Source organism: Rhizobium leguminosarum bv. viciae (assembly GCF_012276115.1).
Classification (GTDB): Bacteria; Pseudomonadota; Alphaproteobacteria; order Rhizobiales; family Rhizobiaceae; genus Rhizobium; species Rhizobium leguminosarum_T.
On record NZ_WIEU01000012.1, the window covers coordinates 180,763 to 206,331 of the forward strand.

General features: G+C 60.0%; 25 protein-coding genes and 3 pseudogenes. 14 read left to right on the forward strand and 14 right to left on the reverse strand.

All coding sequences use genetic code 11. The features are described 5' to 3' along the window. The first annotated feature begins 5 nt into the window (after positions 1-5). The 3 genes from GFM02_RS21390 to GFM02_RS21400 all read left to right on the forward strand — a co-directional run bounded on the left by GFM02_RS21390 (position 6) and on the right by GFM02_RS21400 (position 3,264). Positions 6-629, forward strand: coding sequence for an isochorismatase family cysteine hydrolase (locus GFM02_RS21390; RefSeq protein WP_168322696.1), 624 nt, complete (start codon positions 6-8; stop codon positions 627-629). 289 nt (positions 630-918) lie between these two features. After that, complete coding sequence (locus tag GFM02_RS21395) at positions 919-1,587, forward strand: VOC family protein (protein WP_168322719.1); 669 nt, start codon at positions 919-921, stop codon at positions 1,585-1,587. 390 nt (positions 1,588-1,977) lie between these two features. Further along, positions 1,978-3,264, forward strand: coding sequence for an epoxide hydrolase family protein (locus GFM02_RS21400; protein WP_168322697.1), 1,287 nt, complete (start codon positions 1,978-1,980; stop codon positions 3,262-3,264). Between the two features lie 131 nt (positions 3,265-3,395). On the opposite strand, the gene GFM02_RS21405 is transcribed toward GFM02_RS21400, so the two are convergent. Beyond that, complete coding sequence (locus tag GFM02_RS21405; RefSeq protein ID WP_168322698.1) at positions 3,396-6,242, reverse strand: ATP-binding protein; 2,847 nt, start codon at positions 6,240-6,242, stop codon at positions 3,396-3,398. A 264-nt stretch (positions 6,243-6,506) separates the two neighbouring features. Between GFM02_RS21405 and GFM02_RS21410 the strand changes: the two genes are divergently transcribed. Continuing rightward, positions 6,507-7,160, forward strand: coding sequence for a response regulator transcription factor (locus GFM02_RS21410; RefSeq protein WP_168322699.1), 654 nt, complete (start codon positions 6,507-6,509; stop codon positions 7,158-7,160). 93 nt (positions 7,161-7,253) lie between these two features. Here GFM02_RS21410 and GFM02_RS21415 read toward each other — a convergent pair whose 3' ends face one another. Continuing rightward, on the reverse strand, positions 7,254-8,255 hold the full coding sequence (locus tag GFM02_RS21415) for a L,D-transpeptidase family protein (RefSeq protein ID WP_168322700.1): 1,002 nt from the start codon (positions 8,253-8,255) through the stop codon (positions 7,254-7,256). Positions 8,256-8,373: 118 nt separating this feature from the next. On the opposite strand from GFM02_RS21415, the gene GFM02_RS21420 reads away from it, so the two are divergent. Continuing rightward, a complete protein-coding gene (locus GFM02_RS21420) occupies positions 8,374-9,267 on the forward strand; it encodes a LysR family transcriptional regulator (RefSeq protein WP_168322701.1) in 894 nt (297 codons plus the stop codon). A 92-nt stretch (positions 9,268-9,359) separates the two neighbouring features. Here the strand turns inward: GFM02_RS21420 and GFM02_RS21425 are convergent. After that, positions 9,360-9,800: pseudogene (locus tag GFM02_RS21425) on the reverse strand (hypothetical protein). Between the two features lie 122 nt (positions 9,801-9,922). On the opposite strand from GFM02_RS21425, the gene GFM02_RS21430 reads away from it, so the two are divergent. After that, on the forward strand, positions 9,923-10,792 hold the full coding sequence (locus GFM02_RS21430; RefSeq protein WP_168322702.1) for an alpha/beta fold hydrolase: 870 nt from the start codon (positions 9,923-9,925) through the stop codon (positions 10,790-10,792). Here GFM02_RS21430 and GFM02_RS21435 read toward each other — a convergent pair. The 4 genes from GFM02_RS21435 to GFM02_RS21450 all read right to left on the reverse strand — a co-directional run bounded on the left by GFM02_RS21435 (position 10,786) and on the right by GFM02_RS21450 (position 12,724). Beyond that, complete coding sequence (locus GFM02_RS21435; protein WP_168322703.1) at positions 10,786-11,100, reverse strand: hypothetical protein; 315 nt, start codon at positions 11,098-11,100, stop codon at positions 10,786-10,788. The genes GFM02_RS21430 and GFM02_RS21435 overlap by 7 nt on opposite strands. Before the next feature lie 62 nt (positions 11,101-11,162). Continuing rightward, positions 11,163-11,327 (reverse strand): hypothetical protein, encoded by a 165-nt coding sequence (locus GFM02_RS21440; protein ID WP_168322704.1) that lies wholly within the window; start codon positions 11,325-11,327, stop codon positions 11,163-11,165. Positions 11,328-11,377: 50 nt separating this feature from the next. After that, positions 11,378-12,208 (reverse strand): DUF1236 domain-containing protein, encoded by an 831-nt coding sequence (locus GFM02_RS21445; RefSeq protein ID WP_168322705.1) that lies wholly within the window; start codon positions 12,206-12,208, stop codon positions 11,378-11,380. A gap of 117 nt (positions 12,209-12,325) precedes the next feature. Then, a complete protein-coding gene (locus GFM02_RS21450) occupies positions 12,326-12,724 on the reverse strand; it encodes a DUF1236 domain-containing protein (protein WP_168302800.1) in 399 nt (132 codons plus the stop codon). 197 nt (positions 12,725-12,921) lie between these two features. Between GFM02_RS21450 and GFM02_RS21455 the strand changes: the two genes are divergently transcribed. Next, positions 12,922-13,188: a hypothetical protein gene (locus GFM02_RS21455; RefSeq protein WP_168271717.1), complete on the forward strand. Its 267-nt coding sequence runs from the start codon at positions 12,922-12,924 to the stop codon at positions 13,186-13,188. Positions 13,189-13,292: 104 nt separating this feature from the next. On the opposite strand, the pseudogene GFM02_RS21460 reads toward GFM02_RS21455, so the two are convergent. After that, a pseudogene (locus GFM02_RS21460) lies at positions 13,293-13,541 on the reverse strand (ubiquinone biosynthesis methyltransferase UbiE); the annotation flags it as partial. 171 nt (positions 13,542-13,712) lie between these two features. Here GFM02_RS21460 and GFM02_RS21465 point away from each other — a divergent pair. The 3 genes from GFM02_RS21465 (at position 13,713) to GFM02_RS21475 (ending at position 15,966) form a co-directional block, all read left to right on the forward strand. Beyond that, positions 13,713-13,889, forward strand: a complete 177-nt coding sequence (locus GFM02_RS21465) for a hypothetical protein (protein WP_027666134.1) — start codon at positions 13,713-13,715, stop codon at positions 13,887-13,889. A gap of 62 nt (positions 13,890-13,951) precedes the next feature. Next, a complete protein-coding gene (locus tag GFM02_RS21470; RefSeq protein WP_168322706.1) occupies positions 13,952-15,340 on the forward strand; it encodes a sensor histidine kinase in 1,389 nt (462 codons plus the stop codon). Between the two features lie 2 nt (positions 15,341-15,342). Further along, the gene (locus GFM02_RS21475; protein WP_168271719.1) at positions 15,343-15,966 is read left to right on the forward strand and encodes a LuxR C-terminal-related transcriptional regulator; all 624 of its coding nucleotides are present in this window, start codon (positions 15,343-15,345) and stop codon (positions 15,964-15,966) included. 27 nt (positions 15,967-15,993) lie between these two features. On the opposite strand, the gene GFM02_RS21480 is transcribed toward GFM02_RS21475, so the two are convergent. After that, complete coding sequence (locus GFM02_RS21480; protein WP_168322707.1) at positions 15,994-16,500, reverse strand: hypothetical protein; 507 nt, start codon at positions 16,498-16,500, stop codon at positions 15,994-15,996. A gap of 288 nt (positions 16,501-16,788) precedes the next feature. Between GFM02_RS21480 and GFM02_RS21485 the strand changes: the two genes are divergently transcribed. The 4 genes from GFM02_RS21485 to GFM02_RS21500 all read left to right on the forward strand — a co-directional run bounded on the left by GFM02_RS21485 (position 16,789) and on the right by GFM02_RS21500 (position 18,807). Continuing rightward, a complete protein-coding gene (locus tag GFM02_RS21485; protein WP_168322720.1) occupies positions 16,789-17,286 on the forward strand; it encodes a hypothetical protein in 498 nt (165 codons plus the stop codon). After that, positions 17,283-17,696 (forward strand): GFA family protein, encoded by a 414-nt coding sequence (locus GFM02_RS21490; protein WP_246792327.1) that lies wholly within the window; start codon positions 17,283-17,285, stop codon positions 17,694-17,696. Before GFM02_RS21485 ends, GFM02_RS21490 begins: the two co-directional genes overlap by 4 nt. Before the next feature lie 36 nt (positions 17,697-17,732). Further along, positions 17,733-18,527, forward strand: coding sequence for an exodeoxyribonuclease III (gene xth / locus GFM02_RS21495; protein WP_168322708.1), 795 nt, complete (start codon positions 17,733-17,735; stop codon positions 18,525-18,527). Positions 18,528-18,624: 97 nt separating this feature from the next. Then, positions 18,625-18,807: a hypothetical protein gene (locus GFM02_RS21500; protein WP_168322709.1), complete on the forward strand. Its 183-nt coding sequence runs from the start codon at positions 18,625-18,627 to the stop codon at positions 18,805-18,807. Positions 18,808-18,852: 45 nt separating this feature from the next. On the opposite strand, the gene GFM02_RS21505 is transcribed toward GFM02_RS21500, so the two are convergent. From GFM02_RS21505 to GFM02_RS21525, 5 genes and pseudogenes are all read right to left on the reverse strand, one after another. Continuing rightward, positions 18,853-20,937 carry an FAD-dependent oxidoreductase gene (locus GFM02_RS21505; RefSeq protein WP_168322710.1) on the reverse strand — a complete coding sequence of 695 codons (2,085 nt, stop codon included), beginning with the start codon at positions 20,935-20,937 and terminating at the stop codon, positions 18,853-18,855. A gap of 6 nt (positions 20,938-20,943) precedes the next feature. Beyond that, entirely contained in the window at positions 20,944-22,113 is a 1,170-nt protein-coding gene (locus GFM02_RS21510; RefSeq protein ID WP_168322711.1) for a Gfo/Idh/MocA family protein, read from the reverse strand. Between the two features lie 24 nt (positions 22,114-22,137). After that, positions 22,138-23,793 carry a GMC family oxidoreductase gene (locus GFM02_RS21515; RefSeq protein WP_168322712.1) on the reverse strand — a complete coding sequence of 552 codons (1,656 nt, stop codon included), beginning with the start codon at positions 23,791-23,793 and terminating at the stop codon, positions 22,138-22,140. Position 23,794: 1 nt separating this feature from the next. Further along, entirely contained in the window at positions 23,795-25,345 is a 1,551-nt protein-coding gene (locus tag GFM02_RS21520; RefSeq protein WP_168322713.1) for a GMC oxidoreductase, read from the reverse strand. A gap of 15 nt (positions 25,346-25,360) precedes the next feature. Beyond that, a pseudogene (locus GFM02_RS21525) lies at positions 25,361-25,569 on the reverse strand (sugar ABC transporter ATP-binding protein); the annotation flags it as partial.

The following is a 25,569-nucleotide window of genomic DNA, read 5'->3' on the forward strand; positions in this document are numbered from 1 at the left end:
GCACCATGAAACCTCTATCATACGATCCAAACAACACCGGCCTCGTGGTCGTCGACCCCTATAATGATTTCATTTCCGAGGGCGGAAAGATCTGGCCTCGGATCAAGGAGGTGGCGGAAGCCAACAACTGCGTGCCGCATATGCAGCAGGTTTTGACCGCAGCGCGTGCTGCGAAGCTTCGCGTCTTTTTCGCCATGCATCACCGGTACCGAGAAGGCAATTATGAGAATTGGAAATTTGTGGCGCCGATCCAGCGCGCTGCGTGGCACCGCCGAAGTTTCGAGTTCGGGACCTGGGGCGGAGAGTTCCGTGCCGAGTTCGTTCCGGCCAAAGGCGAGATCGTTGCGTCCGAGCACTGGTGTTCAAGCGGATTTGCCAACACCGATCTCGATTTGCAGCTGAAGCGGCACGGGATCGAGAGGATCATCGTCATTGGGCTGGTCGCTCACACCTGCATCGAAGCCACGGTCCGCTTTGCCGCCGAACTCGGCTACGAGGTCATAGTGGTGAGGGACGCTGTTGCGGACTACTCGGACGAGATGATGCACGCGGCGCTGGAAATCAACATGCCCAACTACGCCAGCGCCATCGTGAACACGAGCGATCTCGTAGAAGCCCTTGCAGCGTGACAAGAGCGTTGCAGGGCGCCAAAGGTCCTGGTCTTCGGTGGAGAATTCCGCTGGAGGCAGGCGGGCGCCTGCAAGGCAAAGCGACGCTTCTTGTCTGCCGAAGCGGACAAACCGAGAAGCTTCTTCTGCAGGCGCCGAAGGCGTGCCGGGCTGCCTCCATCGACTATAGCCGCTTGTCGCCTCGATGATCGAACCGACACCATGGGACAATGGACGGCCGCCCGGGGTTGACGCATCGTTCGCAGCGTCAAGGGCAATGCCTATCACGCTCATTAGGGGAGAATTGAAAATGTCCATCCAGGAACGCAATGCGACTGCAGTAGAGAAGGTGCATGACATCGACATGAAGCTTGAAGTCGTGGTTATTCCGGTGTCCGACGTCGATCGCGCGAAGGCCTTTTACACCGGGCTTGGCTGGAGGCTGGACGCCGACGTTTCCGGCGCGAACGGTTTCCGGGTGGTTCAGGTGACGCCGCCTGGCTCCCCGTGCTCTGTCATCTTTGGCAGCGGCGTCACCTCCGCCAAGCCGGGTTCAGCGCAAGGCCTTCATCTCATCGTTTCCGACATCGAGACGGCTCATGCGGCGCTGGCCGCCCGAGGCGCCGCGATGAGCGGTGTCTTTCATGATGTCGGCGGTGTTTTCCATCATCAGGACGACGAAGGTCGTCTTGCCGGACCGCATCCAACTCGCGGGAGTTACTCATCTTTCGCATCGTTTAGCGATCCCGATGGAAACGGCTGGCTCTTCCAGGAGGTGACGGCCAGGCTGCCAGGCCGCATCGACGCCACTGGCGCGGCATTCTCATCGGAGAGCGACCTTGCGACCGCCTTGCGCCGCGCCGCTGCCGCCCATGGCGAACATGAGAAGCGCACCGGCGGCAATCATGATGAGAACTGGCCGGACTGGTATGCGCAATACATGATCGCCGAGCGCTCAGGACGGCCGCTGCCCAATTGATGGCTCATTTGCACTGCCGGGCATGTGCCATGGGGGTCTTGGAAGAGTGCGTCCGGCTGCTCAGAGGCAAGGCCGCTGCAACTGTTGCGATCGAACCTGGATCCGGCCGCCATCTGCGATGATGGCGGCCTTCTCTTTTGCGATGATCGAACTCTCTCCAATGATCTCGCCCTCACGACCTTCGCACCTTGAGACAGGGGAGAACCTGCCGCTTCAATGGAGCCGGCCTCGTTGCTCCCAATGTTGACCTGTTCGACACGCTCCAAGGCCTTATTGCCATTCCGTATGCGGAACCGATCCAATGGTATCGGCGACACCTTGGTGCAATAGAACCTCACTTCCGCACATGAGAGCTTTGGCGCGTCGAAATTCTGAACCCAGGAGACCCTCATGTCATCCATCTCATCCTCAGTCACTCGCCGCACTCTTTTGGCAACCGCCGCGGCCGCCGGGGCGCTCAGCGTCCTTCCAGCCTCGATCGCCCTGGCCAAAGCCGGTGGCGAGGAAATTCATCCCTTCAAATACAAGGCGACCGATGCCCAACTCGACGATCTCCGCCGCCGCATCGAAGCAACGCGCTTTCCGGAGCGCGAGATCGTAAATGACAATACCCAGGGCGTTCAGTCCGCGACCATCGAAAAGCTCGCCAGCTATTGGGCCAAGGACTATGACTGGCGAAAGGTCGAAGCGAGGCTGAACGCCCTGCCCCAGTTTACGACGACAATCGACGGCGTCGACATCCACTTCATTCATGTCAAGGCCAAGCGCGACGGCGCCCTGCCCATCATCGTGACACACGGATGGCCGGGGTCGATCATCGAGCAGATGAAGATTATCGAACCCCTTACCAATCCGACTGCACATGGCGGCTCGGCGTCAGATGCTTTCGACGTCGTCATTCCTTCGATCCCTGGCTACGGTTTCTCCGGAAAACCGACCGAGAAAGGTTGGGATCCCATCCGGATCGCGCATGCCTGGATCGAACTCATGAAACGCCTCGGCTACTCGAAATATGTCGCTCAGGGCGGCGACTGGGGCGACGCCGTGACTGAGCAGATGGCACTGATCGCGCCGCCGGAACTGGTCGGCATCCACGTCAATATGCCGGCCACCGTTCCGGACGACATCGCCGCCGCGCTGCGGCCGGGAGGCACCAAGCCTGCAGGACTGTCGGCCGACGAGGAACACGCCTACAACCAGCTCGATGACTTCTACAAGCATGGCCTCGGCTACGCGATCGAAATGGCAAACCGCCCGCAGACCTTGGTCGGCATCGCGGATTCACCCGTTGGCCTTGCCGCGTGGATGATCGATCACGACATCCGCAGCTACGAGCTGATCGCCCGCGTCTTCGACGGCGAGACGGAAGGCCTGACACGAGAGGATATCCTTGACAATGTGACCCTCTACTGGCTGACGAACACGGCCGTCTCGTCGGCACGCCTTTACTGGGAGAACAAGCTTGAATTCTTCGCTGTGAAGAATGTCAAGATTCCGGTGGCGGTCAGCGTATTTCCCGACGAAATCTATGCGGCGCCCCGGAGCTGGACGGAGCGGGCCTTCCCGAACCTGATACACTACAACAGGCTCGCGAAGGGCGGGCACTTCGCAGCTTGGGAGCAGACGACGGTGTTCTGCGAAGAGCTCCGGACTGCGTTCCGTTCAGTCAGAACGTAAAGGCATTTCAGACGCGTGACTGGTCGCCGGTTTTCCGGCGGCCTTGCTCCATGTGTTGACATGGACGTGGGTCCATATCTGATTTCGGTTGCGACGCAGGGACTGTCGTGCAGCGATTTTCGGCCTTCGTTTCAGCCCAGACCGTCGATCAGCATCTTTGCTCGTGACAGTTTGACGCTGGAAAATCCTTCCGTGAACTGTTCGTAAATCGGAAGGAGGATATTGCGAGCCGATCCGCCTCCACCATTGCGATCGAGGAATTCGACCAGGCTGGTTCCCGCTGAAATTTGCCAGTAAATTCCGCCTTGCGTTGAGGCCTGCTGCATTGCCTGTTGATACAAGTTTTGGACATCAGAGGCGTCGCTGATGTTCTGGGCAGCTAATATCTCGCCCTTCTTTCTCAAAATCTCGGGCACCATCCACCGGTAGCCTTTTTGCTCTGAAAAATGCAGAGCATTTCCGCTTTCCTGAAGCGCCTCATTAAAACGACCGGCCGCCTGCAACGCAGACGCGAGCTCGCATAAGAAAAAAGGATAAAAAAGCAGGTACGCTGCTTCACGCATCTCACCAATGCCGGATCGAAGCGCGTTGATGCCATTCATAGGATCGCCCGATCGAGCCGCCAGACTTCCCTTCACGCATAGGCCAACGGCGTGAAAAGGGCGCAGGCCATGCTGCAATGCGTGGTCGAGCAACTCTTCGCCGTATTCCTTGGCTCGATGCACTTCGTCAAGGTTTAGTGAAACGAAGGCAGCCGACCATGCGAGAGCAACACATAAGACGAATGGCTGCCTTGTTTCGCGTGCTTCCCGGATCGACTCCTCAGCCGTTCGAACCGCCGCGTCCAACTGACCTCGTGAGATCAGGTTTACCGTATTGTGGGCCATGGAGGACGTCCGAACGTCGGCCCCCAGCCTCAGTATATCTTTGCGGCGATTGTCGAAGGGGAAATGCCTCGCCGCCCAATCAAGCCGCTCGCCAGCTTCCTGGTGCTCCGCCTGATAGGTTTGAGGGATTCCCACGAGCCATGCGGCCGTAGCCCGGGACTGTATGTCTCGTCCCTTGACGACTTGCTCGTATTCACGCGCAAACACCAGCGCGTCTTCCAATTCCATCGATCGGGCGGAGAACAGCCAAAGTGCGCATGTCACGCGCTGCTGGTAATCAAAGTCATCGAATGCCTTTGCCAGCGACAAGGCACCGGTCAGCAGGTCCCTGCCGCGATGGCTCATGCCTTGGGTGTAAATCAGCGCGAATCCGAGAGCGCATCGCAAGACCATCTCCGTGCGGCTTCCGCTCTCCTCGCCGATCTGTTCGAGCGCTTTTTCCGCCCAGTCACCCGCCTCGGAAACGAGCGACGTGGCAGTCCAGAAGTCGCTCGTGGTGGCGGCGAGCCTTACGCCCAGAATTCCGTCCCCATCGGACGAGAGAGCCCATCTCAACGCGGCACGCAGGTTGTCGATCTCCCGGCGATAGCGAGCAATATCTTCGATCGCAGCCTGAAGATGGCGCTCCTCCGAAAACGGCCGAAAGAACGACAGAAAGTACTTCGCCAGCCGACGCATGGCGCGTTGGTAGCTATCACGGACGCCGAGTTTTTCGCGCGCGTACACCCGCACGGTTTCGAGCAGACGCCAGCGAGGACCTGTTTCCGCTCCTTCGAATGTCACCAGAGACTTCGAGACGAGATTAGAAATAGCGAGAGCCGTTTCCGCCTCGGTCTCCCCACTGACCGCCACGGCGGAATCCAGCGTAAAGCCGGCCGGGAAGATCGCCAGATTGCAAAGCAGCTGGCGTTCGGCTTCCGGCAGCAATTCATAGCTCCAGTCCAGCGCCGCGCGGAGTGTCTGATGGCGAGGCAGAGCCGTCCTACGGCCGCCGGTCAGCAGGACAAAGCGATCGTCCAGTCGGCCGGCGATCTGTTGGAGACCGAGGGTCGCAGCGCGGGCGGCGGCAAATTCGATGGCAAGCGGAATTCCATCGAGATGTCGACATATCGTCGCGATGGCAGACAGCCTTTCCTCGCTTGGCGAAAAATCCCATAGCAAGGCCCGGGTGCGGGCGATGAAGAGCTGGACTGCACTATGTTCCAGAGCGTTGCCGAGATCCTCGCTCGCCGGAACCTCGAGCGGGGGCACGCGGTAGGCGAATTCGCCCTCGATACGGAGAAGCTCTCGGCTTGTCGCGAGCACCGATACGTTTTGGCAAGCGCGCACGATCGCCTCGACCATTGAGGCGGCTGCGTCGATGACGTGTTCGCAATTGTCGATCACCAACAACATCTTCCTCGTTCCGATGGCGCGCGCCACCAGCTCTGCGGAAATGTCGTCTCCCTGAAGATGCAAATCGAGGGCTTGAGCTAGCGTCGTGGGAACAAGGCTTGGATCCGACAGGGATACCAGTTCTACGAAGAAGGCATCGCCGTCCAGCGAAGGCAGCAAACGGCGGGCGATTTCCGATGCAAGCACGGTCTTTCCGATACCGCCGGGGCCAGTCAGCGTAACAACTCGATAGGCAGAAGTCAGGTTCAGGATTTGGATAATCGTCGTCTCGCGGCCTACCAAATCAGACATTGAGGCCGGTATATTCGTAAAAAACGAATTCCTAGTCGACCGCGGGTGGATGGGAGGCGTCGGCGCCGGCGCGTGTGCTGATTTACGATGGCACGTCCACTCGCCGAGGATACGATAGCCTCGACCAGAAATGGTCTTCAGCAAATTCCTATCTTTTCCGAGCGCCTTACGAATTGCCGATATGTGAACTTGGATCGTATTGTCTTCGACGACGAGTCCGGGCCAAACGCGCTTCATAAGGTCGTCTTTGGATACGATATCGCCTTCCGAAACCACGAGTGTTTCCAGAATTTCAAATGCCCGACTGCCGATGGGTACGGGCGCTCCCATGGCACGCAGCTCTCGCTTAGCGAGGTCAAGCTCCCAACCGCAGAACTCGAAAAGGCCTAGCTCGATCTGTCCCAAAGCACTCTCTCATCCGTCCAGGCAATGGTATTTAGGCCATAAAACCATAGAAACGCCCCCTATTCCACGGGCACGGGGCCGCGCACCAAAGCAGCGATTCAGATTTTTTCAGAATCTCTCATAGTACTTAAGTCCCATTTTGAATCGCTATCCACTAAAAGAAATTCCAGCAGCGATCGCGACAATCAACAGTCGGACGCGAGTACAATTCATTTCTAAGATCTTTGCCCACAGATTCTCGACACAATTTAAAGGAGAATGGCAATGTACACCGGCAACCACCCGCATGCCACAACGCGCAAAGCGCAGAAACTCTCACCGGAAGACGCAATCGTCGTCATCTTGAGTGACGACGATACTATCTCTTCGGCTTTAAACGCAAATATCTGCTTAAACGGTTGGCAGCCGCACCTTTATAAATCTAGAACGGAATTTCTGACATGCCCAGAGGCGGACTTTCTAGGTTGCGTTGTTCTTGACGCTAGGCTGCCTGACCTGACCGCGTCTGATCTGACACATCTAATATGCGCGCATGCTATCCGTTGCCCGGTGATCGTCCTCACCGGCCATGGCGGTCAAGCGATGACCGTGAATGCAACGAAATTTCATGTCAGCTTCATACCACAGCCCTTCGACTTGAACGCTCTCACGGAAAAGATTGATGCGGCCATTCTGGCCACCGTGGAGATAGGTCGCCTGGAGGGAAACTACCGGACGCTTACGCCGCGAGAGCGGGAAGTCATGAAGTTCGTCGCCGAGGGGCTACTGAACAAGCAGGTGGCGTTCATATTGAACATTAGCGAGATCACAGTGAAGGCTCATCGCGGTCAGGTCATGAGGAAGATGAACGCCCGAACGTTGCCGCATCTGGTGAACATGGCGGCGAAGCTCGATATCGGTGTGGGATCCCTGCATTAGTTTGTGGTCTGACTGACGGCCGGGATGCCGGGAAGCGCCCGACATCCCATCGCAACAAACCCGAGCAAGGATCGGAATAGAAATAATTCCGTCTCACTTTGGAGCGGCGGGACTGCCTTTGACGAAGTCAACCATGACGCCTGGCTTGACCATAGCCGCCAACTCTTCGGCATCCCAATTCGTCAGCCGCACGCAGCCATGCGATCCCACCTTGTCGATGAGCTTCGGCTCCGGTGTCCCATGTATCCCATAGGTCGGTTCGGTCAGGTCGATCCAGACCGTACCAACAGGACCGTTCGGCCCTTTCGGGATCGTCAGGACCTTGTTGTTCTTTCCCTGCTTGAAGTTGCGCTTCGGGTCATATCTGTAGACCGGCATCCTCGCGACGCCCTTGACCTTGTGCTTGCCTGACGGCGCCGGATTGTCTTCGCTTCCGATTGTTGCGGGATAGACTGCAAGCAGCGATCCATCCGCCGCATAGGCGAGCACCTGCCCCGTCTTCCTGTCAGCCTCGATCCTCTTGACCTTTCCGTCCCTTGGAGGACCCGGGTTCACCACCCACACCGTGTCGCCAGAAGCAAATTGCGAAGCCGGGTTGAGCGCATGCACGAGATCGATCCCCATGTGGAACCGCTCGGATAGCCTTTCGGCAACGCTCGTATATCCCAAGCTCTGCATCCTTGCCTTCTCGCCATAGTCTTCAGGAATCTTGTCAACGAGACCCGCGGCATCCTCTGCTGAGACGACATAGCTCTCAACGATGGGAGCATTGCCTTCCAGGCGGGAGGCGACCTCTGGATCGAGCATCCCATCGACAGGAAGATTGTTCATCGCCTCGAAGCCGGCCACGGCCTTGTCGACGTTTTCGCCGGAGAGGCCATCGATCACGCCGGGAGACGAGCCTGCACGGTCGAGCAGAACCTGAAGGCGGAGGATCGCCGGGTCTGGATCTCCCGGCGCAAGCTTCTCAGCTCCAATGGACGCAATCGACGCGGTATTGATGTCTTCGGGTCGGAGCTCCCGCGCGGCGGCACCGCCAACGGAGAAGGCCAGAGCGAGCAGCGACATCGGCAGGGCTGTTTTCATGGACGACAAATGGCCGGCGCCGCAACTTGTTCCAGTGCGAACCGGCCGGGCAGGTGTTCACGATGATTTCAATGTCCAGTCTCTGCAAATTCAGTACAACCGCCCTTTGATCCGAAGGAGATCGTGAATGCCGCGCGAGAGCACCAACGACTTGATGGCCTTTCTGGCGGTCGCCCGGGAGAAGAATTTTACGCGAGCGGCTGCGAAATTGGGCGTATCTCAATCGGCGCTCAGCCACACTGTCCGCCAGCTCGAAACGCGGCTTGGAATCCGGCTTCTGACCCGTACCACGCGGGCCGTTTCGCTCACCGACGCAGGGGAACAGTTGTTCCAAGGCGTGGGACCGCACTTCGACGAGATCGATGCTCAACTCGACGCTCTCACCGAGCTCCGGGACAGGCCCGCGGGGAACATTCGCATCACGGCATCCGATCACGCGATCAAATGGATCATCTGGCCGAAACTCCAGCGCTTCCTACCGAACAACCCTGACATCAAGGTGGAGCTGATACGCGAGAACGGGCTGTCCGACATCGTGACCGAGCGCTTCGACGGCGGCGTCCGGATGGGAGAGCAGGTGGCGAAAGACATGATCTCCACACGCATCGGCCCTGATTTCCCGTTTGCCGTCGTCGGCACGCCCTCTTATTTCGACAGCAAGGGAGTTCCGGAGCATCCGCAGGACCTCGTCCGCCATAACTGTATCAACGAGCGCCTGCCCACATATGGCGGCTTCTGGGCATGGGAGTTCGAAGACGACGGGAAAGAGATCAGGATCAGGGTCGAGGGACAGCTTGTCTTCAACAACGCCTATCAAAGTGTGGAAGCGGCGCTGGACGGACTTGGCCTGGCATACGTACCGGAAGACATCGCGCTACCTCATATTGCGGAAGGCCGTCTCAGACGCGTGCTGGAGGCCTTTTCCCCACACTGGGATGGCTACCATCTCTACTACCCCAGCAGAAGGCAGTCCTCTCCGGCTTTCGTGGCGCTCGTCGACGCCTTGCGACACCGAGCCTGACGATCGGCGTCGGGCATAGTCATCCTCTTTTCTACGGCGCCTTTTGAAGGCTGCATATTCGATTCAACGAATTATGCAGTGGCAAGCTGCGGTCACGGCGTCTTTGCGCGTTTCCTGGCTTCGCGCGATCTGGCCGTGCGACGGGCGGGCCTCAGTTCCTCCACCACTCGGCATCCTGAACAGGAGGCATTTTCGCAGGCCAGGTGCGGACGAGTTCTTCGAGTGTGGGCGCCCGCCAATATCCCCAGACGTGATCCTCGGTAACGCAGCGATAGAAGTCTGAACGACGTGCGGGTCGACCAGTTCACCTGAGATTTCAGTAAAGACGACGATTCCATAGGTGGTGATCACTCCGTCCGCCCGGGAACGAACCAGGCCTTGCGGGCATCACTCCAGCGGGCACGGGGGAAGCGTCTTCGGAATTGTTCGACGGTCATCCTGTCATAGGGGAAGGAAATGTCGGCGCCCGGCTTCGCACCGTCTTCACTCGGCGGCGCCTCGTCTTGACCCGTGGAGGATTTGGTTTCGGTCATGGAAGGAGAACGCCGGCGCGCAGGGATCGGTTTCCGGTGAGGCGCCAGTTTGGCCGCCGCTGGAACATTGCCTCGGCGCAGACATTGTCAGAGATCGCACGGTTAAAGTGAGGAGTTCGCGGATGCGCCCGGCGACCCGGCAGCGACTTCGCCTGTCCGGCGGCACGGAATTGTCGTTCATTACGGCAGGTGAGGCGTCGAAGCCCACCGCATTGCTGCTGCACGGATTTCCGAGTTCCGCCCGAACGTTTCGGGAGGTCGTGCCCGGGCTGTCGCAGGTCGCCCATGTGATCGCGCCCGATCTGCCCGGTTTTGGGGAGTCCGATGTCCTGCCGACGGTGTCGTTTCCCGCCTTCGGTCAGGCGATTTCGGAATTGTTGGATCGGCTCGCGGTCGGGCCGCGCTACGTCTACCTCCATGATTTCGGAGCGCCCGTGGGTTTCCACATCGCCATACAGGCGCCAGAACAAGTATTGGGTCTCATCATCCAAAACGCCAACGCTCATCGAACCGGGCTCGGGCCGGAATGGGCAGCGACGCAGGCCTTCTGGGCAGATCCGAGTCCCGAGAATGAAGCGGCCGCGACCACGCATCTGACCTTCGAGGGAACGCGCGATCAGTATCTCGCCAACATCCCGCGCGATGTCGCCGCGCGAGTCCCGGCCGAAGGCTGGGAGGAGGACTGGCGAGTGATGTGCTTGCCGGGCCGGATGGACGCACAGCGAGCGCTTCTCGCCGATTATGGAAACTATGTCGCCCAGTTCGATGCCATCGCCGAATATCTCGCGCGTTGGCAACCGCAATCGCTGATGCTCTGGGGAAGGCACGATGCATTTTTCGCCCTCCCTGAAGTCCTGTCATGGATGCAAGTCTTGCCGAGGATGGAGGCCCACGTTTTCGACGCCGGCCATCTCCTACTCGAAACGCACGCGGCCGAGGCCGTATCGCTGATGCTCGATTTCATCAGGCGTACGAGCGATCCTCTTCAATGAACTGCCTTCGACCGCTTCTCGGCATGCGAAATGTCATCGAGCGTCGCTATAAGCTTTTCGAACTCGTTCAAGACCCGATTGAACTCGGCGTCCTGCATGTTGGCGATTTCGGATATCGTCGAGGACACGGACGCAATCAGCCTGTCTATCCAAACGCAGCGCTCGGCCGGCACATATCCGAGAGCCTCCCGCCGATGCGTCTTCAGCTCGCGGAGGATACGAACGATAAGGGCTCCACGGTCCGCCCGGCTCAAGAGCGGAAGCCTTGTCTGTGCCTGCTGAATTTCCGTTATCAGCGCCGTCGCCATCCCCGCTCTCCAAGCTCTGAATGCAACCAGGTATCACAACCGTAGCGTTTGCAACACGGACTTTAGTCCGACTGACCAGATCGTGCAATCGAGTACGCACCGCGGCCGGCAGTACTACCCTGTCGGCCGCCTGTGGCGACAAGCACCGCGAGAATACCGGCCATTGCCAGCAGGATGACGATCAGCGGCAGGACCAGACCACCGGATTTCTCTTCGGAATAGACCATATTCCTTCTCCTCGGCCCCGGCGGCGGAGGCCGCCGCCGGGCACCGCCCGTTATGCCGAAATGATGTAGACGATCGTGAATGCAGAAGGATCGACGATGACGATCCGGCCATCCGCGAGGAGGAAGAAACGGTAGGCCTTGTACTGCGGTACGATCTCCACGATCCTCGGCGGCAGCGGCTCGAGCCTGATCTTCTTCGGAATGGTCGTGCCGACCGAAACCGTGAAGTCCACCTCCCGAACGGGCTCGACATGAACCTCCTTCACAACGCTGCGGATTTCCGTCTGCTGCTCGACGGAGATGTTGACGTTGGTCGTATTGTTCGTCTCGGTCTTCGTGGTGTTCTGAGTGTTGCTGTTCGACTGAGTCTCGGTCGAGCCGCTGGAAGACTTGGCGTCACCAGACTTCTGCGTCTCGCCGGAACCGGTCGATGTGCCGGTGTCCTGGCTGCCGGCCGGCTTCTGGTTTTCCGTCGAGGGCTGTCCCGGCTTGGACGTCTTCGAGCTGTCCGAACTGCCGCCGGAGGCATCGGTGCCTGTGCTGCCGGAGCCGGTTTCTGTCGAGTTTCCGGACGGCGTCTTGGCACCGGGCTGGGGTGCCGTCTGACCGGAGGTGGCATCTGTGGAGGTTCCGGACGAGCTTCCGTCGGAGCCGGATGGCTGCTGCGTGCTCTGGCCACTCGATGCTCCCGTGCCGTCCGAGCCGGAGGTACCGCCCGCATCCGGCTGCTGGGTGGCGCCACCGCCGGGCTGGCCGTTTTGGGCGCCGCCGCCCGTCTTGGGAAGGATCGGCGCGTCCTGCGCCGCGGCGGAAATGATGCCGACCGGCGAAACGCCGATCGAAAGTGCCGTCATCAGCACGGCGAGTGTTTTGGTCTTCATAACAATCTCTCTGCTTTTTTGGCCGCACGACGACGCTGTCATCCGTCGTGCGGCGGTTCTCAGGTTCTGACGATGATATTAGGAGGCAAGGCGCGGCAGAGACCGCGTCGTATCAGGTCACTTGATGACCTGGATCACCTTGCGGGACGACGGTTCGACGATGACACGTTCATCATTGACCACCGCATAAGCATAGGTCGGGTCATCCGGAATAGGCGTCACGACGACCGTCTCCGGCAGGGGCTGGCCGACGACAATCTTCTCCTTCACGACCACGCGCGCCGATGGTGCCGGAGCCTCGCGGACATAGGTGATGACCTTTTGCGGCGGCGGATCAATCGCCGTACCAACGACTGCGCCGGCAACGCCGCCGACAGCAGCGCCAACCGGGCCGCCGACGATCGCACCGGTAACCGCGCCACCCGCCGCACCATTGACCGTCGAGGACTGGGCGAATGCAACGCCCGACATCAGGGTCGCGGCAGTTGCCGCACCAACGATAAGCTTGGAGAGCATTTTTTCCTCCTTCTGTTTCGAGGCGGCCTTCGTGACCGCTGCCAAACCAACCAGCTGGAGGCAGGGTCGTTCCATGTCCCGGACCTCAGTCCGATGGGTCCCGGCCTTTGGTCCCAAACCCATTTCAATATCGGTCGCCGGCGCTAATTGCGGATCGGAAGGCCCTGTCGTCGCTGGCCTGCAGGAGACTGAAGGAGATGACACGATCCAACCGCCGGGAAGCGGGACGCAGGCGCCTGGCGATGCGTCTGCCGCAGATGCGCAAGCTGATCATGGAAGCGCGCGACCCGTGGCAACTCGAACTTTTCGAGGCCTATCAGATGGCCGTCGAAGCGCGCGACGCAGTGCGCCGGCGACGGTTCAATCCAAATCTGGTACGGGAATACGAAGAGACTTGTTCTGACATCGAGCAGCACGTCATCCGCGCAATACAAGAACCTTCCTTCGCGCAGCGCACTCGCTGAGGTCCGGTGAGACTTCATACCGGCAGACGAAACTTTTGGGCATTCGATCCGGGGGAATCGCGTGGTTGGCTGGCCAGCCTACGCCAAAGGGCATTATAGAGCGCGGCGGCGATGAGCGCGCTCATGCCGCCGCACGGACGCACTCCGTGGCGCGATTCCAGTTGCTCGGCCACTTCGTCGACGATCTCCAGAATGCGCCCCGGCGCCCGCTTTTCGATCTCTCCCCTGAGCGGAGTGCCTTGACAGAAGGCTGCAGCGACGTCGTGCGCGGCCGCGACGGAGGTCAACTCGATCCGATCGCAGGAAACCGAATCAAATCCTGCCGAAGACATATCCGCCTTGATCGTATGCGGAAATCGTCACGTACAAGCCTCCAAACCTTGGTCTGTCGATCGTGAAATATGACTGAATCCGTTGATGTCTATGGGCGTCGGACCTTGGTCGCAGCCCTGTCCGACCGAAGTCCCTGGAGTGGAACGCGCATCTGGATCGCTCCGTTTCGAAAGAGACCAAGGAGATCCGACATGCCCCAGAGTCATAGATCCCGAGTGAATGACGCTTGCAACGCGTCCGTCTTCGCACTTGTTATCGTTCTGGCTGCCCTTCTCTACGTCTTCGGCGCAGCCATGTCCGGCGATACCGTCGGGTTGACCCAGAGCATAAGAGGCGCCGAGGTGTTCGACACCAGGAATTTGCCCTGACGCTGTTTGGAAAACTCTGAAGACGCGGTAGGTTCATCGGCAAGTCTCTTATCGGTATCAACATGAATTGGCTTCGCCGCTGGAATGCCCGCTCACTCGCCTCCCAGTTCTTCATCGCGGGTGGGCTCATTTCGATTGCCGCCATGTTCGTGGTGGGCTTTTTCGTGAGCCACCTCATCGAGGAAACCGTCATCCACAATTCGGGAGCGGCAACGGCGCTTTATGTGGACAGCGTGATCGCGCCGCTCCTTCCCAATATGCAAACCGAGTCACTGCTTGATGAAGCGAGTGCCCAGGCTCTGGACGAGACGCTCGGTCAGGGTGCACTCGGCAAACGCCTTGTTTCGTTCAAGCTGTGGCGAAGCGACGGCACCATCCTCTATTCGAACGAAAAGGAGCTGGTGGGCAGGACGTTTGCGGTCAGCGACAAGCTGCAGAGGGCATTCGCAGGATCTCTCGTCGCGCGCTACCAAATCGCCAGCGATCCGGAAAGCGACAAGGAGCGCGCGCTCGGCAAGCCGCTGATGGAGATCTATAATCCGGTGCTCCAGCCATGGTCCGGACAGGCCGTCGCCGTCCTTGAGTTCTACGAGACAGCGGAAGGACTGGGCGATAGTCTGGCGCATGCCAGGCTCCGGAGCTGGGGCGCCGTTGCCGCTCTGACGGCGACCTTTTTCCTTGTTCTTTCCGTTCTGGTATTCCGGGGTAGCCGCACGATCGAGGCACAGCGCCAGGATCTCAAAGAACGGGTCACCGAACTGTCTGCGCTGCTGGTGGAAAACCGCGGACTTCAGCGGCGCCTGCAGCGCGCCTCCCAGCGTGCGGCAGCGCTGAACGAAACATATTTGCGCAGCATCGGTGCCGATCTGCACGACGGTCCGGCCCAGCACATTGCCTATGCCTCATTGCGCCTGGACAGCGACGTGTTGATCAATGCGTCCACCCAGCCCGAAGCACGCGAAAAGGAGCTTGCCTGGATACGCTCGAGCCTTGCCGAAGCGATGACGGAGATCCGCAATATCTGCAGAGGACTGGTGCTTCCGCACATCGAAAAATCCTCGATCACCGAGATCGTCACGCGAGTCGTCGAAGCGCATCAACATAAGACCGAAACACCTGTCGAAACTGTTATCGACGAGGATGGACCGGAACCTCCTCCCGCCGTGAAGATATGTATATATCGCTTCATCCAGGAGGCGTTGAATAACGCTTACCGCCACGGCGGTGGCGTTCAGCAGGCCGTAAAGGCTGTCTCGCGCGACGGCCATGTCCGTGTCGAGGTCAGCGATCACGGCGACGGCTTCGATCCGACCGAGGTGAGGCCAACAAGCCTCGGCCTCGTGGGGTTGCGCGAACGCGTCGACAGCCTGGGAGGTTCCTTCGACATCAAGACAGGCGAAGGAGGAACGACCGTGACCATGATCTTCGAGCCAATGGAAGTGGGAGAGTAGGAATGACAGCAATCACCATCGGCGTCGTGGATGATCATCCGCTTTTTCGCGAAGGTGTAACGCGCAGCCTATCCGAAATCAGCGGCTTTATCGTCGTTGGCGAGGGGGCCAGCAACGATGATGCGGCGATGATCGCTTCGGACACCCACCCCGACATCATGCTCCTCGATGTCTCGATGCCCGGCGGCGGGTTGTCTGCGATCAGTGACGTCCTGGCGCGGAGCCCCGCAACGAAAGTGCTGATGTTGACGGTATCCGAGGAGGTGGACACCTTGCTGGGAGCTCTGCAACGGGGCGCGATGGGCTATGTTCTGAAAGGTGTTGGTTCACGTGGCCTGGCCGAAGCGATCCAAACCGTTATGCGCGGCTCGCGATATATCTCGCCGACAATGTCGGCGAAAGTCATGGAAAATTCCTTGAATGGCGGAACCTCCGACAAGAGCAGCCTGACGCCACGGGAACGCGAGGTGATGGATCTTGTCGCTCAGGGCCTGTCAAACAAGCATATCGGCTTGCGTCTCAACCTGCAGGAAAAGACTGTGAAGCACCATATGACCCAAATCCTGAGCAAGCTCGGCGCCTCAAACCGGACCGAAGCGGCTCTACAGTGGCGCGAACGGCGCTGAGACGGATTATCACCCGCCTAACATGCATCAGCGAAGAAAGCGGGTCAATCGGCGGGCATCGTTTGCCGTTGCTTGTCGACTGATGATCGTCCGGCCCTTCGAGTCCTTCATAATGTAGCGACCGCGTTGCAGGGTTTCAGTGATGCCATTCGAATGACGGACGTCGATGGAGCCATCGGACGCCGCTGTCGCTCTCGCGCCCGACCTTGCTGACGATCCTGTGCTAGAGGAAGACGATCCTCCACCACCGGAGGAATTTCCACCATTGCCGTTCCCGGAACCGCTATTGCCGTTGCCGCTGCCGCCACCATTGCCATTCCCTCCCCCGTTCCCATTGCCATTACCGCCGCCGTTGCCATTCCCTCCACTATTACCGTTGCCATTCCCGTTGTTGCCGTCCTTTGCCTGCGCAAAGCCCACCGCCAGAACAGGAAGGGAACCGCCGAAATTCAAACTGACTGGTGATGCAGCAGCGATGAGAGCGACGGCCGCACTGCCGCCCAGCCTCAGAAAATCGCGTTTCCGGATACTCATGCCATAGCCTCGTTCGTCCGTTCGTTGCCGCTTCCCATGCGATACGACGTATGAGACTTTTCGCTGTTCCGAGTAAAGAATGCAACCGACCTAGGTAGTAGGCGCGGCAAGACTTTGGTCCGCCTCACGGATTGCAATGCTTGTCATCGGAAAAACGTCACACGGTGGCACCTCAAGCGCACCTCTGCGAGGGCTGTTCGTGCATCGCTGTTAAGCGCGGACGCATTCTATGGAACTTCTCCGCCTTTCGCCGCTTTGTTTGTTCAAGGTGCAACAGAGGAAACTTCCATGGCAAACCCGAACGAATCCCCCGCAGTCCAGTCGATGCGAAAAGAACAGGCAGAGCAGCGGAAGCAGGCGCGAAAAGGCGAACTCGACAAAGCAATCGAGGATACTTTTCCGGCGTCCGACCCGGTGTCTGCCACTCACACTTCTATTCCCGCCGGCCGCAGCGACGTCGAAGCGGCTGAGCGTGTGAAGCGGGAGCCAGATCCCGCCAGGCTGGACGAGCAATATCCATTTGTCGATCAAGCTCTGAACTCGACGGGCGACACTGCCCGCTCCTCCGACGCCTCCGGTGTCGATCGCCAAGGAATGCGATCTCTTCAGAGAGAAGCAAGCCGCGTGGCCGAGTCCGCATCGGAACTGGCGTCCGGATCGGCTCGCCTGGCAAAGACCGAAGCCCGCACATTCGTCCATGATCTCGAGGATCGCATACGCCGGCAGCCGCTGACGGCCGCAGCGATCGTCGCCGGTATCGCCTTCGTCTTTGGCGCGACGCGTTGAGGAGCCAGCCATGGCAGCGCGATGGACTGGCGGCTGTCTTTGCGGATCCTGCCGGCGAATTCGCCGGTGATCCGCCGCATTCGGGTTACTGCCACTGTGACATGTGCAAGAAGGCGACCGGAGGCCCTTTCGCGGTCCTGGTCCAGGCGAGGATCGATGCCCTTGCCTGGACGGTTGGTACGCCCACCTCGTACCGATCCTCGCCGATCGCCACGCGTGGCTTCTGCGGCAAGTGCGGAACACCACTCTATCTTCAGTACGATGGCGACGAACTAATTCGGGTGACCGTCGGCTCGCTCGACCACCCCGAGAAGATCGACCCGGCGGGACACTACGGTGTGGAGAACCGCCTAAAATGGGCCGATTGCGGACGGGGACTTCCTGAGGAGGAAACTCAGGAGCGCTTTTAGATGTTGCCCGGCATCGCCCGGGCTTCCGGGGATCTCATGAAAATCGCAACCTACAATGTCAACGGGATTAATGGGCGGCTCGACATCCTGCTGCGCTGGCTCAAGGAGGACGCCCCTGATGTGGTCTGCCTCCAGGAACTGAAGACAGACGATGCCAGATTTCCGCGAAAGGAGATCGAACGAGCCGGCTACGGCGCCATCTGGCACGGGCAGAGATCCTGGAACGGGGTTGCGATCCTGGCGAAGGGCGAGACACCGATCCTGACGCGTCGCGGTCTTCCCGGCGATCCTGACGATACCCACAGCCGGTATATCGAAGCTGCCGTCGACGGCATCCTGGTCGGATGCCTGTATCTTCCCAACGGCAATCCGTTTCCGGGAGCAAAGTTCGATTACAAGCTGCGCTGGTTCCGCCGTCTGCAGGACTACGCCGCCGAACTCCTCGAGCTCGAAGTGCCTTCGATCCTGGCCGGCGACTTCAACGTCATGCCGACGGAGATCGACGTCTACAAGCCTGAACGCTGGCTGGACGATGCTCTCTTCAGGTCGGAAGTGCGCAAGGCCTATGCTCATCTCGTCGCCCAGGGCTGGACCGATGCCGTCAGACATCTGCATCCGGGAGAGCGCATCTACACCTTCTGGAAGTACTGGCGGAACAGCTTCGAACGTGATGCAGGGCTTCGTATCGACCATCTCTTGCTCAGTCCAGCGGTCGCCCCATGGCTTCGATCGGCGACCGTCCGGAAAAAACCGCGCGGCTGGGAGCATACGAGCGACCACGCGCCCGTCATGATCGAGCTCGACGTTTCCGAGGAGGAAGCCGACCTATGAGCCGCGAGCGAGGGAACCTGTCACGTCGCCGAGAGTTAGCTTCTAAAGCGCGGATGCGAAGGACCCGCCCTGCTATTCTCCAACCGAAGTGACCGATATGAACGAAAGCAAGAACTACCTGAACACCGACGAGATCCAGGCCGACGACCAGTTGTCGCCGAAGCCGGTCGAAGGCAAGGATCCGCCAAGGCGGATGCGCAGAAGCGAGGAAGCTATCGCCGAAGGCTCCGACGACACAGAGCGCGTCCGGGTTCCGCCTCCGGTTTCGAATCCCGATTGATCAGCCGCACGGCTCCGTCTCGAAGTGACGCCTACCGGCATCACCTCATTTGTCGGCGCCAAGATCGTAGATGCGGCCTGTCAACCAGGCTGGCCAGTCTCGCTCGAAGAAGGATCTGGCGCTTTCATCGAATGTGCGGTTCGCGCGCGTTGAAAGCCTGATCTCATTCCCATCAAGACGAACGACGATCTGCTCTTTGCGATGCGCTTCGCGTTCTTTCCGGAAGCGATAATCCTGCAACGGTCCTGAGCGTGCCAGCGGAAGCGATTCGCCCTCCGCATCGCATATCGCCCGCGCGCCACGGCTGCCGCCTCCATTGCGAATGAAGAAATCAAGCGCGCTGAGCACGGCTTCCGATGCGAGCGCCATATGGCGCCATTGCATGCCTCGAACCGCCTCCGCTGCGCGACCGTAGGCAATGCCGTGCGCATGGATTTCAGCGTTCAGTTTGCGCGCTTCGATCAAGGCCCGGCCTACGCTTTCTTGATCGCAGAGGATGCCAGCCTTGTCGCTCATTCGCGCCTGCACTTGCGAGCGGATCGATTTGACGGTGAGCGGGCTCTCGGTCCGAAGGACCGCAAGGAGGCAGGCGATGCCCGCCTCTGCGATATCGGCTACGTCCTCTGCTGGCGACTGCTTTGCCCTGCCGCTCGCGCTGATGTGCTCGGCCGCGCGCGTACCGAAGACTTGCCCGGCATTGAGTGCTGCTCCACCCGGCCTCGTCACGCCGTGTGTGCCCGCCGCTTCTCCAACCGCGTAACAGCCGCCGAGATTGCTGCGGCCCCAGGTGTCGACCATGATGCCGCCGTTCATATGCTGGTTGTTGACCGCAAACTCCAGCGGCTCTTCGGCAATATCGATCTTGTAGCGGCGGTAGAGCTCGATCGCGAGCGGGTTCATATGCTTCAAACGATCGATCGGCGTTTCCTGGTCGGCGCCGGCCTTGCCGAGATATTCGCGGACGTCTTCATCCAGTCTGTCCAGGCTGAACGGCAGGTCGCCCGGCACAGGCAGCGGATTGCGATTGAAGTCCATGAAGACGCGCCGCCCTGCGGCGGTTTCGCTGGAGATGGCAAGATCTACCAGGCTCGAGCCGAAATCGAGCATCCGCGTCGCGTGAAATGGCCACTGATAGCCCTTGCGAAAGACGTTCGACGCCAGCTCCTGCGTGCTGCGATAGTATTCTGCCAGGAAATGGTGTTCGGCGCCGTTTGAATCGAGCGAGTAGATATGCGGGATCGCCTGGACGTAGGTGCCCGACAGATTCCACGGAAACCCTTCCCTGCGTGTTCCGATGCCAAACTGACTTTCGGTCAGATTGACGAGCTCGACGCCTGCCTCGAGCGCCAATCCGAGAGAGCCGAAGCAGCCGTTGGGATAAACGCTGTCGCGATAGAGTTCACCCGGACCGCCGGCCGCGAGCACGATCACTCCACTCGTAAACAGCGCGATGCCCAGCGGGTTTTCCTCCGTACGATCGGTAGCGCGCATGGCGACTATCCCGACGACGTGGCGGTCAGCGCCATCGCCTTCGGTGAGGATCTTTACCGCGGCGGTCTGGTTGTAAAACGGCACTCCAAGCCGGATCGCCTCCTCGGCCAGCACCTTGACCATCAGGCGCGAGGTGCGCGGGCCGCAACTGGTGGCGCGGCCGACCTCGTCATGGTCGGTCTGATATCTGAGCGTCCCGCCAAGCGAATCCTGAGGCAGCGGCAGACCCAGGAACTGGAGCGATGCCATCATCCGCGACGAGCCCACAGCCTCGACATAGGCCGTGTCCTTGTCCATTGCACCGCCGCTGCGGATAGCGCGGGCCATTGCCTTGTAATTGTCGCCCTGATCGGCCGTGTTTGCCGTGTGAAGGGTCTGTTTGTCCGATCCAGAACAGGCCGAGGTTCCCCCCCACGCGCTTTGGCTGACAATGACGACGTCGTCGCCGCGCCGTTTCATTTCCACCGCCGCACGCAGACCTGCCGCGCCGGATCCGACGACGACGCAACCGGCTCGATAGATCGGCGCCTCGACGCCCGCGAGCCGGACCACGTCCGAAGGGACGGCCTCAGGTGGGAGCCGCGGCATGTCGACATCGGTCAGTGCGTCAAGAATGTCCTGCGGAACGTCTATGGTCATCGGCGTTCAACCCAGCGGGATGTCGACCCAGCGCTTTTGCCGGGAGGATTCCATGCATGCGTCGACGATCTGGCAGATGTGATGGCCGCTATCGAATGTCGGCCACATCGGTCTGTTTGCAACGATCGAGTGGATCATCTCGGCCACCTCGATGATCTTGCTTTCATTGTAGCCCAGGCCGAAATTCGGCAGAGGAAGGAAAGCCCTGAAAGTGGGGTTCTCAGGACCCACGTCGATCTCGCGAAAGCCGCGCCGCCCCGACCGGTCGTCGTTGGAGTAGAAGCGCAGCCGGTTTATCTCGTCATAGGTATAGGCGATGCTACCTTTCGTTCCATAGATTTCGTAGGTCTGCATGAACTTGCGGCCGGTCGCGACACGGCTGAAATCGACGATCCCGCCGGCACCGTTCTCGAACCGGCACAGCAGGTTCGTTGCATCGGGGTTGGTGATTTCAGCCCAGGTCTCATTGCCTGACAGTTTGACCTGCTCGCCATAGGCAAGGCCCTCGACGACAGGCCGACGCGGCGTCACGATGAGATTGTCGGCGATCAGCGAACTGACGCGGCCGACCAGGAAATCCATGAAGCTGAAGATGTGCGAGCCGGTATCACCGACGATCCCGGTCGGCGCAAGCTTTCCGTCGGCCCGCCACATGAAGGGCGCGTTCGGATCGCCATACATGTCGACGTGCTGGCAGCCGCGGAACAGCTTGATCTCGCCAATTTCGCCGGATTGAATGATGTCTTTCGCCAAATCATGCACGGGATTCCGGGGAAACGCGTGTCCGACTCGAGTAATGACACCCTTTTCCCTGGCGATGTCGGCCAGTTCCCGCGCTTCGGCGGCGGTGTTTGCCAATGGCTTCTCGCAATAGACATGTTTGCCGGCCAGCAAAGCTGCCTTGGCCACCTCATAGTGGAGATGGTCGGGCAGGCAGATATCGATCAGATCGACGTCAGGATCAGCGACCGCCAGATTCCAATCCTGAAGAATTCTCGCACCCGGCGCTTTGTGGGAAAGATCCCCGGCCGCCTTCGAGGGGCCTTCGACCAGAGCGACGATCCGTGCCGTTCCGTCCGACACTCCGAAGAAATGCGGAAAGGTCTGATAGGCCATCGTATGGACCTTTCCCATCCAGCCCGAGGCGCCAAGCACTGCAACTCTGACTTCAGACATTGTCGTCTCTCCTCTCGACAGGACTTACCGGATTTCGGCACGGGCTCGAGGCCTCGTATCGTTGCGTTCGTAGGCGAAGATGGCAGATGGAAGCGCAGGCAAGCCCCGAATGAGGTCCGATCCTTTTTCGCCGACCATGATCGTCGGAGCGTTGGTATTGCATGACGGCACGCGCGGCATGACGGATGAATCGCAGACCCTGAGGCCTTCCAAACCGTGAACCTTGAGATCAAGCCCGACAACCGCGTCGGGCTCTGTCCCCATCTTGCAGGTACCCACCGGATGATGGTCGGTCTTAGCGTTGGCGCAGCCGTAGTCGAAAAGCTGCTCGTCGGTCATCACCTTCGGTCCGGGAAGCCTTTCGGCCATGACATAGGGCTTCAGCGCCGCCTGCTGCATGATCTCGCGCGCGAGCTTCAGCCCTTCCAGGGACATCGTCCTATCGTGCGGATCGGACCAGTAGTTGGGGTCGATCAACGGAGCGGCAGCCGGGTCGGAGGATGACAGACGCACCGTCCCCCGCGAGCGCGGATGCAGATAGGCGGAGTTAAGGGTCACGCCGGCATTCTTGAGCCGTTCGACACCCGCTTCGATGCCCGAACCCAGGCCGAGGTGGAACTGGATATCAGGAGAACGGGCCTCGGGATCGGCATACCAGAAGCCGCCGGTCTCGAAGAGCGACGAGGCGACAGGACCGGTCCGGAACAGGATGTATTGAATCCCCGCCCAAAGTGTGCGGTGGAGTTTTGCGACGCCGTCATAAGTGTGATCGCCCGTGCATTCGGCGATGACGAAAAGATCCAGGTGATCCTGGAGGTTGCCGCCGACACCCGGCAGATCGTGGAGCACCTTGACGCCCACCGACTTGAGATGGTCGGCCGGTCCTATGCCGGACTGCAAAAGCAGCTTCGGCGATCCGATGGCGCCCGACGAAATCAATACTTCGCGTTCGGCACGCACGATCTCTAAGCCGCGCGAGGTCACGATCTCGACGCCTGTCGCACGGGCTCCCTCCACGATGATGCGCGCGACGCGCGCGCCCGTCCGGATCGTCAGGTTCTTCCGGTCCTTGATCGGCGAAAGATAGGCGAGCGATGCCGATGACCGGCGGCAGTTGCGCTGCGTCAGCTGATAAAATCCCACTCCGGCCTGCTGGCGGCCGTTGAAGTCGTGATTGTAGGGAATGCCGAGCTCCTGCCCCGCACGGATATAGGCGTCGCAGATCGGCAGCGGCGCAGCCGGCATCGAGACGCCCAGCGGGCCGCCATAGGCGTGGTAGTCGTCGGCAAAGCGCTGGTTATCCTCGGCACGTTTGAAATAGGGGAGGATCGACCGGTAGTCCCAGCCCTCGCAGCCGTGTTGACTGGCCCAGAGATCATAATCGGACGCGTTTCCGCGCGTGTAGAGCTGCGCGTTGATCGACGAACCGCCGCCGATGACCTTTGCCTGGGTATAGCGAAGCACCCTGCCCTTCAGATGCTTCTGGGGAACTGTTTCCCATCCCCAGCTGGCCACGCCTTTGGTCATCTTGGCGAAGCCGGCGGGCATGTGAAACAGAGGATTCCAGTCGCCTCCACCCGCCTCGAGCAGGAGTACTCTGACATCTGGATCTTCGCTCAGCCGATTTGCCAGCACGCATCCTGCAGGGCCGGCGCCGGTGATGATATAGTCGAAACCCATTTTACTGTCCTGTTGCATCCGGCCTGGCAATCGCCAGCGCCTGTGTCATGCCTGCAAAGTCCTTCGACGCTATGTGATCTGCCACTCTCAGCGCCTGGGCGGCGACGGTGAGCGCAGGATTGACCGCGGCCGATGTGGGGAGGAAACTGGCGTCGACGACGAAGAGGTTTTCGTGATCGTAGGAACGGCAGTACGGGTCCAACGGCGCAGTCGCGGGATCGTTTCCGATGCGGATCGTTCCGCACTGATGAGAGGGCGTGCGTTTGTCGAACGGCCTCGACAGCACAACCGGAAATCCAATCGATCGCAGGATGGTCTTCAGCCGGGCGACAAGTGCGAGATGAGCGTCCCAGTTGGTTCGCTGCCATTTGAGAACGATTCTATCGCCATCGACCATGACCCGGCTTTCGGGATTGGGAACGTCCTCGCTCATCGCGTAGAAGTCGATGGCATGGTCCGTCATGAAACGGAGAAGCCACTCCGGAGCCCGCGGCAGAGAGCCCTTGAGAACCTTTTCGGAGATACGCCCCAGGAGCTGCACGTTGCCGAGGGGCGGCCCTCCCTCCCCGTCGGAGAGATAGAAATCGTTGAAGGCAAAGGTCTTCTGGTAGATGGAGGTGTTGCTGAACCGCGGCGAAACCCCGATGACCGCGGAGGCATTGTGGTTCATGAAGTTGCGGCCCACCTGGTCGGAAGAATTCGCCAGCCCCCTTGGGAAACGGTCGTTTTTCGAACGCAGCAAAAGCACGGATGATTGGACCGCCCCCGCGGAGAGGATCACGATCTCAGGCGAAACAGTCACCGTCTGCCCGTTCTTGACATAGGTCACCCGGTCGATCCGGCTCCCCGCTCCCATGTCAAGCCTCGTCACGCGCGCATTGGTTTCGAGCCGCACGTTCTCGTGCCTCAGCGCCACTGCGAGGGCTGCGGTCTCGGCATCCATCTTGCCGTCGCGGGCGTTCGGATGCGCATCCCATGGCGTGCGTGCTTTGGAGAGCCAGGCGTCAAGATCGAGGCCGAGCGGCAGGGAAAACGGATGCAGGCCTTTCTGGTTGAGGCGCGCCCTGATATCGGCGATCGGCGCCTCGTCCGGGACGGGCGGGTATTCGTAGGCAGCCGAGTGGTGCGGTTCGGTGGGATCTTCGCCCAGACTGCCGCGAACCTGATACATGCGTTCCGCCTGGCAGTACCACGGCTCCAGGGCTTCATACGGAAACGGCCAGGCCGGCGACACGCCCTCCCGGTGCTGGATGACCTCGAAATCTTGCTTGCGATAACGTGACAATACGGCGCCGTAGAATTTCGAATTCCCGCCGACATTGTAGTAGTTGCCGGGATTGAATCCCTTGCCGTTCGCCTCGTACCAGGTTTCCTTCGGTCGAAAATGTCCTCGCTGGAAGATGGCTCTTTGGTCGCGATTGACGGGAAGATCGGCGATATGATCGCCGGCTTCGAGGATCAATATCCGGGCGCCGGTCGCAGCCAGGCCAGCAGCGACCGTGGCGCCGCCGACGCCCGAGCCGATGATGACGATGTCGGTTGAACTGCTCATGTCAGCACCTGGCCCTCACGCGATCCGCGCCTGTGTTTCGGGATCGAAGAACACCGCCTTGTCGAGATTGAAGGCGAGGCGGGTGTTTTGTCCGGGAGCGATGCCGGTATCGGCGCGCAGGCGGGCGACGACGGATTTGCCGCCGAGCTTGGTGACGGCGAAGGTGTCGGAGCCGGCGGGTTCCACCACCTCGATCAGGCAGTCGCCCTCGGTCAGCGAGCGCG

Coding starts and splice junctions, on each gene's coding strand:
- GFM02_RS21390 (WP_168322696.1), top strand. CDS start 6: ATGAAACCTCTATCATACGATCCAAACAACACCGGCCTCGTGGTCGTC.
- GFM02_RS21395 (WP_168322719.1), top strand. CDS start 919: ATGTCCATCCAGGAACGCAATGCGACTGCAGTAGAGAAGGTGCATGAC.
- GFM02_RS21400 (WP_168322697.1), top strand. CDS start 1,978: ATGTCATCCATCTCATCCTCAGTCACTCGCCGCACTCTTTTGGCAACC.
- GFM02_RS21410 (WP_168322699.1), top strand. CDS start 6,507: ATGTACACCGGCAACCACCCGCATGCCACAACGCGCAAAGCGCAGAAA.
- GFM02_RS21420 (WP_168322701.1), top strand. CDS start 8,374: ATGCCGCGCGAGAGCACCAACGACTTGATGGCCTTTCTGGCGGTCGCC.
- GFM02_RS21430 (WP_168322702.1), top strand. CDS start 9,923: ATGCGCCCGGCGACCCGGCAGCGACTTCGCCTGTCCGGCGGCACGGAA.
- GFM02_RS21435 (WP_168322703.1), bottom strand. CDS start 11,100: ATGGCGACGGCGCTGATAACGGAAATTCAGCAGGCACAGACAAGGCTT.
- GFM02_RS21440 (WP_168322704.1), bottom strand. CDS start 11,327: ATGGTCTATTCCGAAGAGAAATCCGGTGGTCTGGTCCTGCCGCTGATC.
- GFM02_RS21445 (WP_168322705.1), bottom strand. CDS start 12,208: ATGAAGACCAAAACACTCGCCGTGCTGATGACGGCACTTTCGATCGGC.
- GFM02_RS21450 (WP_168302800.1), bottom strand. CDS start 12,724: ATGCTCTCCAAGCTTATCGTTGGTGCGGCAACTGCCGCGACCCTGATG.
- GFM02_RS21455 (WP_168271717.1), top strand. CDS start 12,922: ATGACACGATCCAACCGCCGGGAAGCGGGACGCAGGCGCCTGGCGATG.
- GFM02_RS21465 (WP_027666134.1), top strand. CDS start 13,713: ATGCCCCAGAGTCATAGATCCCGAGTGAATGACGCTTGCAACGCGTCC.
- GFM02_RS21470 (WP_168322706.1), top strand. CDS start 13,952: ATGAATTGGCTTCGCCGCTGGAATGCCCGCTCACTCGCCTCCCAGTTC.
- GFM02_RS21475 (WP_168271719.1), top strand. CDS start 15,343: ATGACAGCAATCACCATCGGCGTCGTGGATGATCATCCGCTTTTTCGC.
- GFM02_RS21480 (WP_168322707.1), bottom strand. CDS start 16,500: ATGAGTATCCGGAAACGCGATTTTCTGAGGCTGGGCGGCAGTGCGGCC.
- GFM02_RS21485 (WP_168322720.1), top strand. CDS start 16,789: ATGGCAAACCCGAACGAATCCCCCGCAGTCCAGTCGATGCGAAAAGAA.
- xth (WP_168322708.1), top strand. CDS start 17,733: ATGAAAATCGCAACCTACAATGTCAACGGGATTAATGGGCGGCTCGAC.
- GFM02_RS21500 (WP_168322709.1), top strand. CDS start 18,625: ATGAACGAAAGCAAGAACTACCTGAACACCGACGAGATCCAGGCCGAC.
- GFM02_RS21505 (WP_168322710.1), bottom strand. CDS start 20,937: ATGACCATAGACGTTCCGCAGGACATTCTTGACGCACTGACCGATGTC.
- GFM02_RS21510 (WP_168322711.1), bottom strand. CDS start 22,113: ATGTCTGAAGTCAGAGTTGCAGTGCTTGGCGCCTCGGGCTGGATGGGA.
- GFM02_RS21515 (WP_168322712.1), bottom strand. CDS start 23,793: ATGGGTTTCGACTATATCATCACCGGCGCCGGCCCTGCAGGATGCGTG.
- GFM02_RS21520 (WP_168322713.1), bottom strand. CDS start 25,345: ATGAGCAGTTCAACCGACATCGTCATCATCGGCTCGGGCGTCGGCGGC.